The sequence below is a fragment of the Pseudomonas sp. SIMBA_068 genome (assembly GCF_046534705.1).
Classification (GTDB): Bacteria; Pseudomonadota; Gammaproteobacteria; order Pseudomonadales; family Pseudomonadaceae; genus Aquipseudomonas; species Aquipseudomonas putida.
The window spans coordinates 63,608-78,448 of the sequence record NZ_JAWRYI010000006.1; the positions used below are offsets into that span (position 1 = coordinate 63,608).

A 14,841-nucleotide genomic window follows, 5' to 3' on the forward strand; every position below is an offset into this window, starting at 1 on the left:
GAAATTGTCGCCGGTCATTCACAATGCAATCAGCTCCGGCCGCAGCCCTTCGACCCGTCGCACCGGCGGTGGCAGGTAGCCGCCATCCCCCGTGATCTGGTGCAGCACCTTCTCGCGCAGCCCATGCAGTGCAACACCGGTGCGCAACCGTGGGTGCGGCAGGTCTATCTCGACCACCGATTTGATCCTGCCCGGACGTGGCTCCAGCACCACAACCCGATCAGCCAGGTACGTCGCCTCCTCGGCATCATGGGTCACCAGTAAGGTTGTGATACCTGCCCGTTCGCGAATGGCCAGCAGCTCGTCCTGCAGTTGCTGGCGGGTCAGGGCATCCAGGGCGCCGAACGGCTCGTCTAGCAGCAGGATACGCGGGCTGGCTACAAGGCCACGGGCAATGGCCACGCGCTGCGCCATGCCGCCCGACAGCTGGTGCGGATAAGCCGACTCGAAGCCGACCAGCCCCACCAGTTGCACGAATTCATGCACCCGCCGGGCACGTTCACCCTGGGTGAGCGACTCGTTGACCAGCCCCAGGGCAATGTTCTGTTCCACGTTCAACCACGGGAACAGCCGGTGCTCCTGGAACACGATGCCGCGTTCGCCACCAATGCCGCTGACGGCGCGGCCATCGACGCGGATGCTGCCGCTGTATTCGGTATCCAGCCCCACCAACAGGCGTAGCAGGGTGGACTTGCCGCAACCGGAAGCCCCGACGATGGCAATGAACTCGCCCTCGTTAATCGACAGGTTGAAGTTGCGGATAGCCTCCAGCGGCTGGCCGTTCACGCTGAACACCTTGCCGACCCCCTCGAAGCTGACCAGCGGCGGGGTGGTGTCGGGCTGGTTGGCCGCCTGCAGGTGCGAAGTGTTGAATGCGTTCATGCGGTTCTCCAGCGCGTGGCGCGCGATTCGAGGCGTTGTCCAAGGGTGCCGAGCAGGGCGCCGACCAGGCCGATCAGGACCATGACGGCCATCACCTGGTCCATGCGGAACAGTTGCTGGGCGCCGATCATCAGGCTGGCGATGCCGCCGTCCGACGGCATGAAGTATTCGGCGCCGATGGTGCCCAGCCAGGCGTAGATCAGCGACAGGCGCAGGCCGGCGAAAATCGCCGGGGCCGCGCCGGGCAGTACCAGCAGGCGCAGGCGTTGCCACAGGTTCAGGCGCAGGCTGCGGGCCGCCTCGCCCAGCTGCGGCGAGAGGCTGGCGATACCGCGCTGGGTAGCGATCAGCAGCGGGAAGAATGCGGCCAGGCCAACGAACACAAGCTTGGCCCCTTCACCCAGGCCGAACCACGCAGTGAGCAAAGGCACCCAGGCGAACAGTGCCACTTGGCGCAAGGCCGACAGGCTTGGCCCGAAGACGCGTTCGGCTGCACTGGAAAGCCCCAGCAGCAATCCGGCCAGCAAGCCTGCGGCGCCGCCCAGCAGCAGGCCGCTCAGGGTACGTTCCAGGCTCAGCAACAAGGCCTGCGGCAACGACCCATCGGCCAGGCCGACCAACAGCGTGCGCAGTACCTCAAGTGGCGAGGTGAGGATGTTCGGGTCAACCCAGCCAAAACTGTTACTGGCCTGCCACAGCGCCAACAGCCCCAGGGGCAGCAACAGGCTTTGCCAGCCGCGGGGCACAGGCCCGCGCTGCTGCTCGCCAGTGGCTGGTTGCGGCCAGTACAGCAGGCGTTTTTCCAGGGCTGAGAAGCTGCGCTCCAGCACGGCGCCGACCAGGCCGATCACCAGAATGCACAGCATCACCAGGTCGAGCATGAACAGTTGCCGGCCCCACACCATCAGGTAACCGATCCCCTCGCTGGAGGCCAGCAACTCGACCGCCAGCAGCGAGGTCCAACCGGTGGTCAGCGCCAGGCGCACGCCGGTGAGGAAGGCAGGCAGGGCAGCCGGCAGTAACAGGCGCAGGAACAGCAGGTGCCGGGGCAGGCGCAGCGCCGCAGCGGCCTCACGCAGTTTTGGCTGGGCATCGCGCACACCCACCAACGTGTGCAAGGTGACCGGGACCACCACGGCCTTAACCAGCACCACCAGCTTCAGCACCTCGCCAATGCCGAAGAACAGCATGAACAACGGAATCCAGGCCAGGGTAGGGATCTGGGCCAGCGCCACGAAAGTCGGCAGCACCAGCGTCTGTGCCCGCCGCGAAGCCCCCAGCCACACACCCAGCAGCAAGCCGCTGGCAATGCCCGCCGCCAGCCCCCAGAACAACCGTTGCAGGCTTATCCACAGGTGCCCCCACAGCTCCCCGGAGCCAAACTCCAGCGCGCTCTGCCACACCAGCGCCGGTGCCGGCAGGATCTGCTCGCTCATCCAGTGCTGCCGGCTCGCAACAATCCACAGCAGGGCAATCAGCACAGGCAGCAACCAGGGTAGCACCCGCTCCCCAGAGAAGATGCGACCCCTGTAGGAGCGGCCTTGCGCCGCGAATGGGTCGCGTAGCGGCCCCCCCCGATTCCTGCTCTGAACTCCATTCATCGGCCATCTCTCGAAGCGTTGTTAGGTTATTCACTTATGGAATTAAAAAAACAGTAATGTGAATTTCAAGAGATAAGAGCATGCGTTCCCTGCATACGGAAGCCCCTCGCCGTTGCGTTTTCCTCATATTTTCCATGCGTTTTCCGCAAGCTCCCCGCCGGCCCGCATGCCGCTTGGTTTATGCCTTTCAGTTACTAAAAAATGAAGTTTTGATCTTTGTAGGTTCTAACCAGACCTGCCTAGCTTCTGGCCAAAGCGCCGGCCTTCGCCGGTGGCAGCCTGCCAAGGAGCCTTGCCATGAAAACCCCATTGCGCCACCTGATCACCGCCCTTGGGCTGGCCTTCAGCCTCGGTGCCCACGCGGCTGAACCCGCCAAGCCAGAAAGCATTCGCATCGCCGTGCCCGACCTTAGCGCCGGCAGCAAGCCCAGCGCCGGTGGCGTGGTCGATGTGCTGCGTGACCAGCAGCTGCTGGAGAAGGAATTTGCCAAGGACGGCATCCGCATCGACTGGCATTTTTTCAAAGGCGCCGGGCCCGTGGTGAACGAGGCACTGGCCAACGGCCAGGCCGACTTCGCCTACCTGGGCGACCTGGCCGCGATCGTCGGCAAGGCCAATGGCCTGGACACCCGCGTGCTGTCGGCAGGCGTGCGTGGGGTCAAAAGCTACCTGGGCGTGGTGCCCGGCTCTGGCATCAAGACCCTGCATGACCTCAAGGGCAAGCGCGTGGCGGTGTTCCGCGGCACGGCCAACCAGCTGTCGTTCGCCAGCGCTCTGGCAAGCCAAGGGCTGACCGAGCGCGAGCTGAAAGTCATCAACCTGGACTTCAACGCCGCCAATGCCGCACTGGCCGCCAAGCAGATTGACGCCACCTGGGGGCTGTCCAACCTGCTGTCGCTACGTGAGCGCGGGCTGGTCGAACTGCCGGTCAACTCGCGGGATCTCGAAGGCGCCGGCAGCACCCAGGCGGTGCTGCTGGGCACCGGCGATTTCATTCGCAAGTACCCCGAGCTGGTCCAGCGCCTGGTTAACGCCCAGGAGCAGGCCAGTACCTGGCTGCGGGATGAACACAACCGCCAGGCCTACATCGAGCTGGTGGCCAGCAACGCCAACTGGCCGCGCAGCATCCTCAGCGATGACCTGGCCAAGGAAGACCTCGCCCACTACTTCGACCCACGCCTGGACGCTGGCTTCGTCGGCCAACTGCAGCAGGGCGTAGACCTGGCGGCCAAGGAACGCCTGATCCGCCGCGGCTTCCAGGTAGCCGACTGGATCGAACCGCGCTTCCTCGATGCTGCGCTGAAACAGGAACAGGCCGTGCAGGCCGCCCGCTAAACCTTCAAGAACCCGACAATGACCGCAAGGACCACGACCATGAGCAATGCCGCCCTGGCCACCGCGCCACAGCCCCTCGAACTCGACATTCATCCGGTTGCCGGCCGTATCGGCGCCGAAATCCGCGGTGTGCAACTGTCCGCCGACCTCGATGCAGCCACCATCGAGGCTATCCAGGCTGCACTGGTGCAGCACAAGGTGATCTTCTTCCGCGACCAGACCCACCTGGATGACCAGAGCCAGGAAGGCTTTGCCAAACTGCTCGGCGAGCCGGTCGCCCACCCCACCGTACCGGTGGTGGATGGCACCAGCTACCTGCTGCAACTTGATGGCGCCGAAGGCCAGCGGGCCAACTCCTGGCACACCGACGTGACCTTCGTCGACGCCTACCCCAAGGCTTCGATACTGCGCAGCGTGGTAGCGCCGGCTTCGGGTGGCGATACCGTCTGGGCCAACACCGCCGCGGCTTATCAGGAACTGCCCGAGCCGCTGCGCGAGCTGGCCGACAAGCTGTGGGCGGTGCACAGCAACGAATACGACTACGCCAGCCTCAAGCCGGATGTCGACCCGGCCAAGCTGGAGCGCTATCGCAAGGTGTTCACATCGACCGTTTACGAGACCGAGCACCCGGTAGTGCGTGTGCACCCGATCAGTGGTGAGCGGGCGCTGCAACTGGGGCATTTCGTGAAGCGCATCAAGGGGTATTCGCTGGCGGATTCGCAGCACCTGTTCGCTGTGCTGCAAGGGCATGTGACGCGCCTGGAAAACACCGTGCGCTGGCGCTGGCAGGCGGGAGACGTGGCGATCTGGGATAACCGCGCGACGCAGCATTATGCGGTGGATGATTACGGCACCCAGCCGCGTGTGGTGCGGCGTGTGACATTGGCGGGCGAGGTGCCGGTCGGGGTGGATGGGCAACTGAGCCGGACTACCCGCAAGGGCTGAGCCCAGCAGAGAACCCTGTGTAGGAGCAGCCTTGTGCTGCGAAGAGGCCGGTGCAGGCACCGCAGATTGATGGTGTCAGCTCCGGCCTCTTCGCAGCACAAGGCTGCTCCTACATCAGTCTGCGCAAGCCTTCACATTTCGGTATCACAGGCAATCAACTGCCTGACCAGCCCCTGCGCCAACGGCGACAAGCCATACCCCACCCGGCTCACCACCCCATAGCGGGTATGGCACGCCTCTTCCTGCTCGGGCGTCAGGTCTGCCAGCTTCAACTGCACCAACCCGCCCTCGCGTTGATACGGCCGCAAGTTGGCATTGCAGGCAATGCCGATGGTGTCCGAGTGCATCACCACATTCAGCAGCGCATACCCGTGCTCGCACTCTACCGCTGGCAGGAAGTCCTGCCGCCCGCTGAGGTCGCTGAGGATCTTGCGGATGTTCGGCGGGCGGAAGGTGGTAGCCATCGGGTAGTCGAACAGGTCTCGCGCCTGCACGGCCTCCTGCTCGGTCAGCGGGTGCCCGGCGCGGCAGCAGAAGTGCCAGCGCTGGGGCGTCAGCTTGTGCACCTGGTAGTCCGGGTCGGACTCGAACTGGCGGGTGTCGGCGACAAAGAACTCGATCTCTTCGGCCACCAGCTTGCGGTTCAGCGCCTGCCAGTTGTCCACCTGGAAGCAGGTGCGCGCCGCCGGGTACTCGGCCACGAAGCGCGCCACCGCGCGCGGCACCAGGCCACCGGCTGGCGCAGGGCCGGAGCCAAATCGCACCACCCCGGTGGTGGCGCCATTGAACTGGTGGATTTCGTTGACCAGATTGTGCGCCCCATGCACCAGCCGCCGCGAATGCTCCAGCACCAGCAAGCCCTGGCGGGTCGGCGCCAGCTCTTTGCTCGCGCGGTCCACCAGCCGGCAGCCGATGTTGTGCTCCAGGGTCTGGATGCTGCGGCTGAAGGCCGATTGCGACAGGTTCACGGCCGCCGCAGCGGCCACGAAACTGCGGTGCTCGACAAGGGCGATGTAGTGACGCAACTGACGCAGATCGATATGCATTTTTTACATTAAAACCTTCGGTCAAATGCAATTGCTGACAAGGGTGAGTCCCCTTATAAAGGGTGTTACTTATTCCACTAAATATGAATTACAAATATTTATATTACTAAAAAGAATATAAGCCCGACTGACCGCGATTCGGTTCCGCCAACGGAAATGCTCGCCAGGGCCCACGCCTCAAGGAGCATTTGCATGTCCGGACTTTCCAGTTGGCCTGCGCGCGCGTCGCGTTTCACCTTGCAACCCTTGGCCGCCGGCGTGTTGCTGGCGGCGTCCTCTGGCAGCTTCGCCGAAGAGCCGGTCAGCGCCACCCCGGCGGTAGAGCAGGAAGCCAAGCTCGGCACCGTCACCGTCAATGCCCGCCGCCGCGAAGAAACCGCGCAAAGCGTGCCCACGCCCATCAGCGTGCTCGACAGCGAAACCCTGGAAACCCAGCGCATCTACCGCGTGCAGGATTTGCAACAGCTGGTGCCCAGCACCAACGTCGCCTACGTGCATGCACGCCAGTCGAGCATCTCGATCCGTGGCCTGGGCAACAACCCGGCCAGCGATGGCCTGGAAGGCAGCGTCGGCATCTACCTGGACAACGTCTACCTCGGCCGCCCGGGCATGGCGGTTTTCGACCTGCTGGATGTGGAGCAGCTGGAAGTGTTGCGCGGCCCTCAGGGCACGCTGTTCGGCAAGAACACCACGGCCGGCGTGCTCAACATCAACACGCGCAAGCCCACCTTCCACCGCGAAGGCAGCATCCAGCAGTCGATTGGCGAAGACGGCTATCTGCAAACCCAGGGCAGCTTTTCGGGGCCGATCAGCGAGACCTTGGCCGGACGCATTAGTGCCTACCGCACCGAAGACGACGGCTATGTGAAGAACATCCACAACGGTGACGACCTCAACGGCGGCAAGCGCCAGGGCTTTCGCACCCAGCTGCTGTTCAAGCCCAGCGACACCTTCAACCTGCGCTGGATTGGCGAATACAACGAAGAAGACTCCAATAACGGCATCCTCAGCCTGTACAGCACCGGCCCCACCATCAATGGCGTCAACCGCTACGAAAGCCTGGCCGCCCAGGCGGGCGCGACGCTGGTGTCGGGCAAGGACCGCAAGGTCAATTTCGACGCCGACCAGCAGGTGACGGTGTTCCAGGGCGGCACCTCGGTGGAAGCCAACTGGACCTTGCCTAACGACTTCACCCTGACCTCGATCACTGCCTACCGCTGGTGGGACTTTACCCCGCGCAACGACGATGGCCTGGACGTGCCGGTGTTCTACAGCGCCGGGGTATCGGTACGCGACAAGCAGTACTCGCAGGAAATCCGCCTGGCTTCGCCTACCAGTGGCGCCTTCGACTACGTGCTGGGTGCCTACTACTTCAAGCAGGACCTGGACAACAAGTCCTTCACTTACTACGGGCCGCAGGCGGATGCCTGGAACCTCACCCCGGCCGGTGCGCTGAACAACGTCAACACCATTGGTGACGGGCATATTGATACCGACAGCTATGCGCTTTTCGCCCAGGGCACCTGGCATGTCACCGACCGCCTGGATTTCACCGCCGGCGTGCGCGGTACCTATGAAGAAAAGAGCGCCTGGGTGACCCGCGATGCACCTGACGGTGGCGCCGCTGTAACCGGGGCTGCTGCCACCGCGCGCCAGGCGCGGATAGGGGCCTACGATTCGGGCGATCTCAACCAGTACAGCTTCAGCCCTTCCGGCCTGCTGGGCCTGAGCTACCGCTTCAACGAACAGCTGCTGGGCTACGCCACCCTGACTCACGGTGAGAAGTCTGGTGGCGTCAACCTGACCGTCGGCGCCGCACCACGGCTGGGGACCGATTCGCTGCTGGTGGGTACCGAGCGGGTCAACAACGCCGAACTGGGCTTGAAAAGCACCCTGTTCGACGGTCGCCTGCAACTCAACAGCAACCTGTTCTGGGCCGAGGTGCATGGTTACCAGGCCAACGTCTACGACCAGATCAACCGCGTGCAGTACCTGGCCAACGCCGGCAGCGTGCGCTCGCGCGGCCTGGAGTTCGAAGCCACGGCGCTGCCGGTCCGTGGCCTTACGGTCAACTTCAACGGCTCGTGGAACGACGTGCGCTACACCGAGTACAAGGATGCCCCATGCCCGCCTGAGATGAGCCTGGCCAATGCCACCGCCACCTGCGACCTGTCTGGCCACCAGGTGGTCGGCGCCTCCAAGTACATCGCCAACCTCAACACCCAGTACAAGTGGCAAGCCACCGACCATGTCGAGCCCTACGTCACTGCCAGCTACGCCTTCCGCTCGAAGGCCGTGGGCACCATCGACGATTCCGATTTCGGCCAGATCCCCAGCTACGCGCTGGTCAACCTTTCCGCTGGTGTGCGCCTGGACCAGGGCGACGGCGTGGTCGACCTGTCGCTATGGGTGAAAAACGCCGGCGACAAAACCTACTTCACCAGCCTGTGGAACTCCGCCAACGGTGGTTATGCCGGCGTGCTCGGCACCCCGCGCACCTTCGGCGCCACCGCCCGTTACGATTTCTGAGCACAAGGAGCTTTGCCATGAATGCCAAGACCCAAACCCCTGCACTGCCTGAAGGCGCCTGCCTGACCGCCAAGGTCCCCGAGCGTGACGAGGCGCTGCTCGGCGATGTGGTTGTGAACCCGTACCGCCTGGCGCCGCTGACCGCGATCATCCGCGACGGTGGGCGCAGCCTGAGTGACGCGCATGTGCGTGTGCTGGGGCGTGGCGAGCGCGGTGTGGACATTGTCTATGACGTGTCTGATCGTTCGTTGTGGACCTACGGCGGCATCCCGGTATTCGGGCTGTACCCGGACTACGTCAACCAGGTCGAGGTGACCTACAAGCTCGACGGCGAGCGCATTCGCGAGCAGTACCAGGTCTACGCCCCGGCCGTGCGCCTGCCGGTGGTGGCCAGGCAGACCGCCGCGTTGCCGGAAGTGCAGCCGGTCAAGGTGACGCCTGGCTTTGAAAGGCGCCTGTACCTGTTCAACCACCTGCAGGGTGACATCCCGGGCGGCCGCGCCTTCAAGTGGAATGCCCTGGGTGGCGCAGCGGAATGGGACCAGGTGGGCAACAACTGGATTGCCGACAGCAATGGCGATGTGCGCTGGTACCTGGATATCGAGCAGATCCACGACTCCAACCGCCGCGACGGCCTGGGCGGCACCATGGGCTTCCAGCAGACCCGCGACGGCAAGCTGATCTGGGGCCAGGGCCAGACCTACTCCAAGTACGACCTGCTGGGCCGGCGCATATGGCAGCGCAGCCTGCCCGACAAATTCGCCGACTTCTCCCACGAAATCCGCGAAACCGCCAACGGCACCTACCTGCTGCGGGTGGGCACCAGCGACTACCGCCGCCCGGACGGCAAGCGTGTGCGTTCGATTCGCGACCACATCATCGAGGTCAGCGAAGCCGGGGATGTACTGGACTTCTGGGACCTCAACCAGATCCTCGACCCGTACCGCGGCGATTTGCTGGAAACCCTCGGCAAGGCCGCTATCCAGTTGCCGGAAGGGGTGCAGAAGCAGGACGACCGCCTGGCCAACGAACTGGCCGAGGGTAACCTGCCGTTTGGCGACACCCCGGGGGTGGGTACCGGGCGCAACTGGGCACACGTCAATGCCATCGATTACGACGCTGATGACGACAGCATCATCGTTTCAGCACGGCATCAGGGCGTGGTGAAGATTGGTCGCGACAAGCAGGTGAAGTGGATTCTTGCCTCGCCCCAAGGCTGGCCTGAGCGCCTGCGCGACAAAGTGCTGACACCGGTTGCGAGCGAAAACTTCGACTGGTCGTGGACCCAGCACACTGCCTGGCTGACTGGCAAAGGCACGCTGACCGTGTTCGACAACGGCTGGGGGCGCGACTTTGCGCCGACCAAGCTTGCCGGCAACTACAGCCGGGCGGTGGAGTACCGCATCGACGAAGCCAAGGGCACGGTCGAGCAGGTGTGGGAGTACGGCAAGGAGCGCGGCGACGAGTGGTACAGCCCGGTGACCTCGGTGGTGGCCTACCGGCCGGAGACCGACACCCAGTTCATCTACTCGGCTTCGGTGAACTTCCTCACCCCCGAGAAACTGACCACCACCGTCCTCAACGAGGTGCGGCGCGGGACCCAGGAGGTGCTGGTGGAGTTGAAGGTGCACAGCCGGCAGCCGGGCAGTGTTGGCTACCGGGCACTGGTGATCGACCTGGCCAAGGCATTTTGAGCTTGGTAGGCCTGACGTAAATTTTGTGTTGATGCGTACATCGAGCGCCGCCCGCGCGGCGCTTCGCAGCACAAGGCTGCTCCTACATTTGTTTCGGGCCAGTGACGCCTGCACCAACGCGCGCGACCGCCTTGTTTGTTCGACACGATATTGAGGTGAGCACCAAAGGGCCGCGCGCCTTGACCTCAGGAATAATTGGCCCGAAACAAATGTAGGAGCAGCCTTGTGCTGCGAAGCGCCGCGCGGGCGGCGCTCGTTTTCATAGGCGCTGAAGATCTCACGGCAACCACTCCCCCTTTCACATTTCTTTCTGCTAGATCGTCTACCCTGAAGCGGCCGTTTTTCGGGCGATTTCAGATGGACTGTTCAACCATTCGTTCTTTTTTTCGAACAGCCTATTGTCCAACACCCCAGCAGCCGCTTAGCATTCGTTTGAGATTTCAAACGCTCGATGCCCTGCCTTGGGCGCTTTTCAACAATCAACAATTCGGGAAGCCGACATGCAGCTCAAAGACGCTCAGTTGTTCCGCCAGCAAGCCTACATCAACGGTGAGTGGCTGGATGCGGACAATGGCCAGACCATCAAGGTGACCAACCCGGCCACCGGTGAAGTCATCGGCACCGTGCCGAAGATGGGTACTGCGGAAACCCGCCGTGCCATCGAAGCTGCCGACAAGGCCCTGCCGGCCTGGCGTGCACTGACCGCCAAAGAGCGTTCGGCCAAGCTGCGTCGCTGGTTCGAACTGATGATCGAGAACCAGGACGACCTGGCTCGCCTGATGACCACCGAGCAGGGCAAGCCACTGGCCGAAGCGAAGGGCGAAATCGCCTATGCCGCTTCGTTCATCGAGTGGTTCGCCGAAGAAGCCAAGCGCGTCTACGGTGACACCATTCCGGGCCACCAGCCAGACAAGCGCCTGATCGTCATCAAGCAGCCAATCGGCGTTACTGCGGCCATTACCCCGTGGAACTTCCCGGCTGCCATGATCACCCGTAAAGCCGGCCCGGCCCTGGCCGCTGGCTGCACCATGGTGCTCAAGCCTGCATCGCAAACCCCTTACTCCGCCCTGGCGCTGGTCGAGCTGGCACACCGTGCCGGTATCCCGGCTGGCGTGCTGAGCGTCGTTACCGGCAGCGCTGGCGAAGTTGGCGGCGAACTGACCGGCAACTCCCTGGTACGCAAGCTGTCCTTCACCGGCTCGACCGAAATCGGTCGCCAGCTGATGCAAGAATGCGCCAAGGACATCAAGAAGGTTTCCCTGGAGCTGGGTGGCAACGCCCCGTTCATCGTGTTCGACGACGCCGACCTGGACAAGGCTGTCGAAGGCGCGATCATCTCCAAGTACCGCAACAACGGCCAGACCTGCGTCTGCGCCAACCGTATCTACGTGCAGGACGGCGTCTATGACGCGTTCGCCCAGAAGCTGGCCGCTGCAGTTGCCAAGCTGAAGATCGGTAACGGCCTGGAAGACGGCACCACCACTGGCCCGCTGATCGACGGCAAAGCTGTCGCCAAGGTTCAGGAACACATCGAAGACGCCGTCTCCAAAGGCGCCAAGGTGCTGTCCGGTGGCAAGCTGATCGAAGGCAACTTCTTCGAGCCGACCATCCTGGTCGACGTGCCGAAAACCGCAGCTGTCGCCAAGGAAGAGACCTTCGGCCCACTGGCGCCTCTGTTCCGCTTCAAAGACGAAGCCGAAGTCATCGCCATGTCCAACGACACCGAGTTCGGCCTGGCTTCGTACTTCTACGCCCGCGACATGAGCCGTGTGTTCCGTGTTGCCGAAGCCCTGGAATACGGCATGGTAGGTATCAACACCGGCCTGATCTCCAACGAAGTAGCACCGTTCGGTGGCATCAAGGCTTCGGGCCTGGGCCGCGAAGGTTCCAAATACGGTATCGAGGACTACCTCGAAATCAAATACCTGTGCATCAGCGTCTGATAGCACGGTAAAGGCTTTACCTCTGCCAGCGGGGCGCGAGAGCGACGTCTCGCTGGCCTTTTTTACATCGCAGTACCTGGTGGCCAGGGCGTTTACGGCAGTCGATCAACGAATACTGTGCGCGAGCACTCCCAGCCACCCCCGAATAAAAGCGCCATTCCTGTCGGCGCAATGAGGGCATTATGAGCAAGACCAACGAATCCTTGATGCAACGTCGTGTAGCTGCCGTCCCACGTGGCGTTGGCCAGATCCACCCGATCTTCGTCGACACCGCGAAGAACTCGACCGTGATCGACGTTGAAGGCCGCGAACTGATCGACTTCGCCGGCGGCATCGCAGTACTGAACACCGGCCACCTGCACCCGAAAGTGGTTGCAGCCGTGCAAGAGCAGCTGACCAAAGTCAGCCACACTTGCTTCCAGGTGCTGGCCTACGAACCCTACGTAGAACTGTGCGAAAAGATCAACAAGCTGGTACCAGGCGACTTCGACAAGAAGACCCTGCTGGTCACCACCGGCTCCGAAGCTGTTGAAAACGCCGTCAAGATCGCCCGTGCCGCCACTGGCCGTGCTGGCGTCATCGCTTTCACCGGCGGCTACCACGGCCGTACCATGATGACCCTGGGCCTGACCGGCAAGGTCGTGCCGTACTCCGCTGGCATGGGTCTGATGCCAGGTGGCATCTTCCGCGCCCTGTTCCCGAGCGAACTGCACGGTGTAAGCGTTGACGACGCCATCGCCTCGGTCGAGCGCATCTTCAAGAACGACGCCGAGCCGCGCGATATCGCCGCGATCATCCTCGAGCCGGTACAAGGCGAAGGCGGCTTCCTGCCAGCGCCGAAAGAGCTGATGAAGCGCCTGCGCGCCCTGTGCGACCAGCACGGCATCCTGCTGATCGCCGACGAAGTACAGACTGGCGCTGGCCGTACCGGTACCTTCTTCGCCATGGAACAGATGGGCGTTGCGCCTGACCTGACCACCTTCGCCAAATCCATTGCTGGCGGCTTCCCGCTGGCCGGTGTGTGCGGCAAGGCCGAGTACATGGACGCCATCGCGCCGGGCGGCCTGGGCGGCACCTACGCCGGTTCGCCGATCGCTTGCGCTGCGGCCCTGGCTGTGATCGAAGTGTTCGAAGAAGAAAAACTGCTGGACCGCAGCAAGGCTGTAGGTGAGCGTCTGACCACCGGCCTGCGCGAAATCCAGAAGAAGTACCCGATCATCGGCGACGTCCGTGGTCTGGGCTCGATGATTGCTGTTGAAGTCTTCGAGAAAGGCACTCACACCCCGAACGCTGCTGCTGTTGGCCAGGTTGTTGCCAAGGCACGCGACAAGGGTCTGATCCTGCTGTCCTGCGGCACCTACGGCAACGTTCTGCGTATCCTGGTACCGCTGACTGCCGAAGACGCACTGCTGGACAAAGGCCTGGCCATCATCGAAGAGTGCTTCGCTGAACTCGCTTGATGTGATGCGCTTCTGAAAAAGCCCGCTTCGGCGGGTTTTTTTTGTGCCCAGAAAAGCCATGGGGCGCTATGGTTAGCGGAGGATTTGCTTTGGAAGCTGCGACGGAATGTGTGTCAGGCTATTCAGGAGTAGTTGGCGATGAGCGCTGTAGACCCCACCCCACCCAGCGTACTGATTGTCGAAGGCGACCCTTGGGTGCGTGACATGCTCAGCGAGATGCTGCTAAGCGTGCGCTGCGATGCCCGCCTGCAGGTATGCGTCGATGGGGCGCAGGCACTCAGCGCCCTGTCCAGCAAGCCAGACCTGATTATCGCCGCCCGCGAGCTGGCCGGTGTCGATGGCCTGGACCTGTTGCGCAAGGTGCGCGCCAAAGGGCCGGGGTTGCCGTTCATCCTCATGAGCAACCGCAGCGACAGCGCCAGTGTGCACGAGGTATTGCCCCTGCACCCTACCGCCTACCTGAGTAAACCACTGAATCTGGACAACCTGCGCAAGCGCCTGGAAGAGCTGCTGCTGGCCGTTGGCGAAGAAATCGCCTGCCCGGTGCCAGCCTTGCAGGCAGGTGCCAGCTTGTTCGCCTACCTTGAGCAGCGCCGTGCTACCGCCGATGGCGGGCCGCTGTTGGCCGATGTGCAGGTCGCGATCAAGCAAGCGCTCAACCCTCAGGGCCTGAACCTGAAGGTGCTCGAAGAGGAAGTGCGTAGCGACCCTCAGGTTACCGCCGTGTTGATCGCGGCCGCCAACAGCGCCGCGCTGCACCGGGAAGCACCGGTGCAAACGTTGCTGCAGGCCCTGAACAAGCTTGGCAGTACCCAGAGCATGAACCTGATTCTTGGCATGGCCCTCAAGCGCAGCGCACGGCTCAGCGACCCGTTGCTGGCGCAGCACGCGGCCGGCTACTGGGACCTTTCCCTGCATACGGCCGAATATGGCCGTACCTTGGCACGCATGCTCGAGCTGGACGAAGGGCGCTGCTATTGCGCGGGGTTGCTGCATTGCCTGGGCGACCTGGCGGTGTTGCGTTGCCTGCAAGAGTGGCGGTTGGCCGGGGGCGAGCTGGACGAACGCAACGTGCAGCAATCGCTGGATGAGTTTGGTGCGGCGTTCGGTTCGGCGCTACGCACGCGCTGGCGTTTGCCGCTGGCCTTGCGCGAATTGATCGCGGCGATCTACCAGTTGGGCGGCGGCGTGTATTCGCGGGAGATCCTGGCCATGAACCTGGCGGGGCAGTTGTCGCGGCTGCCGGCCGAGCAGGGGCTGGAGAAAGTGGCCAGCGGCAAGACCGCGCGCTTGCTCAAGCTTGGCCTGCCGGAGCTGAACCGGCTGCGCAAGGTGGATAACCCGGAGGTGAAGCCCCAGGAAGAGCCTCCTGTGGCGGAGGCTGAAGCGCCCAGCTGAGTTTTTGG

The 14,841-nt window shown here is 63.2% G+C and carries 10 protein-coding genes; 7 read left to right on the plus strand and 3 right to left on the minus strand.

All coding sequences use genetic code 11. The features are described from left to right. Window positions 1-18: 18 nt before the first annotated feature. Both SB756_RS15585 and SB756_RS15590 read right to left on the minus strand, forming a co-directional pair. Window positions 19-882, minus strand: coding sequence for an ABC transporter ATP-binding protein (locus SB756_RS15585; protein ID WP_341797287.1), 864 nt, complete (start codon window positions 880-882; stop codon window positions 19-21). Beyond that, a complete protein-coding gene (locus tag SB756_RS15590; RefSeq protein WP_410911086.1) occupies window positions 879-2,483 on the minus strand; it encodes an ABC transporter permease in 1,605 nt (534 codons plus the stop codon). Before SB756_RS15590 ends, SB756_RS15585 begins: the two co-directional genes overlap by 4 nt. Window positions 2,484-2,780: 297 nt before the next feature. On the opposite strand from SB756_RS15590, the gene SB756_RS15595 reads away from it, so the two are divergent. Together SB756_RS15595 and SB756_RS15600 are read left to right on the plus strand one after the other, a co-directional pair. Further along, window positions 2,781-3,818 carry an ABC transporter substrate-binding protein gene (locus SB756_RS15595; protein WP_410911087.1) on the plus strand — a complete coding sequence of 346 codons (1,038 nt, stop codon included), beginning with the start codon at window positions 2,781-2,783 and terminating at the stop codon, window positions 3,816-3,818. Window positions 3,819-3,857: 39 nt separating this feature from the next. Continuing rightward, a complete protein-coding gene (locus SB756_RS15600; RefSeq protein ID WP_410911088.1) occupies window positions 3,858-4,763 on the plus strand; it encodes a TauD/TfdA dioxygenase family protein in 906 nt (301 codons plus the stop codon). A 131-nt stretch (window positions 4,764-4,894) separates the two neighbouring features. Here the strand turns inward: SB756_RS15600 and SB756_RS15605 are convergent, their stop codons facing one another. Next, window positions 4,895-5,809: a LysR family transcriptional regulator gene (locus tag SB756_RS15605; protein WP_016484372.1), complete on the minus strand. Its 915-nt coding sequence runs from the start codon at window positions 5,807-5,809 to the stop codon at window positions 4,895-4,897. Between the two features lie 192 nt (window positions 5,810-6,001). Here SB756_RS15605 and SB756_RS15610 point away from each other — a divergent pair, with 192 nt between their 5' ends. From SB756_RS15610 to SB756_RS15630, 5 genes are all read left to right on the plus strand, one after another. Then, window positions 6,002-8,338 (plus strand): TonB-dependent receptor, encoded by a 2,337-nt coding sequence (locus tag SB756_RS15610; protein ID WP_410911089.1) that lies wholly within the window; start codon window positions 6,002-6,004, stop codon window positions 8,336-8,338. A 17-nt stretch (window positions 8,339-8,355) separates the two neighbouring features. Beyond that, window positions 8,356-10,032 (plus strand): aryl-sulfate sulfotransferase, encoded by a 1,677-nt coding sequence (locus SB756_RS15615; protein ID WP_341797291.1) that lies wholly within the window; start codon window positions 8,356-8,358, stop codon window positions 10,030-10,032. 500 nt (window positions 10,033-10,532) lie between these two features. Then, window positions 10,533-11,975, plus strand: a complete 1,443-nt coding sequence (gabD, locus tag SB756_RS15620; protein WP_016484375.1) for an NADP-dependent succinate-semialdehyde dehydrogenase — start codon at window positions 10,533-10,535, stop codon at window positions 11,973-11,975. Between the two features lie 182 nt (window positions 11,976-12,157). Further along, entirely contained in the window at window positions 12,158-13,435 is a 1,278-nt protein-coding gene (gene gabT / locus SB756_RS15625) for a 4-aminobutyrate--2-oxoglutarate transaminase (RefSeq protein ID WP_341797292.1), read from the plus strand. A gap of 138 nt (window positions 13,436-13,573) precedes the next feature. Beyond that, window positions 13,574-14,833, plus strand: coding sequence for a response regulator (locus tag SB756_RS15630; protein ID WP_341797293.1), 1,260 nt, complete (start codon window positions 13,574-13,576; stop codon window positions 14,831-14,833). Window positions 14,834-14,841 lie beyond the last annotated feature (8 nt).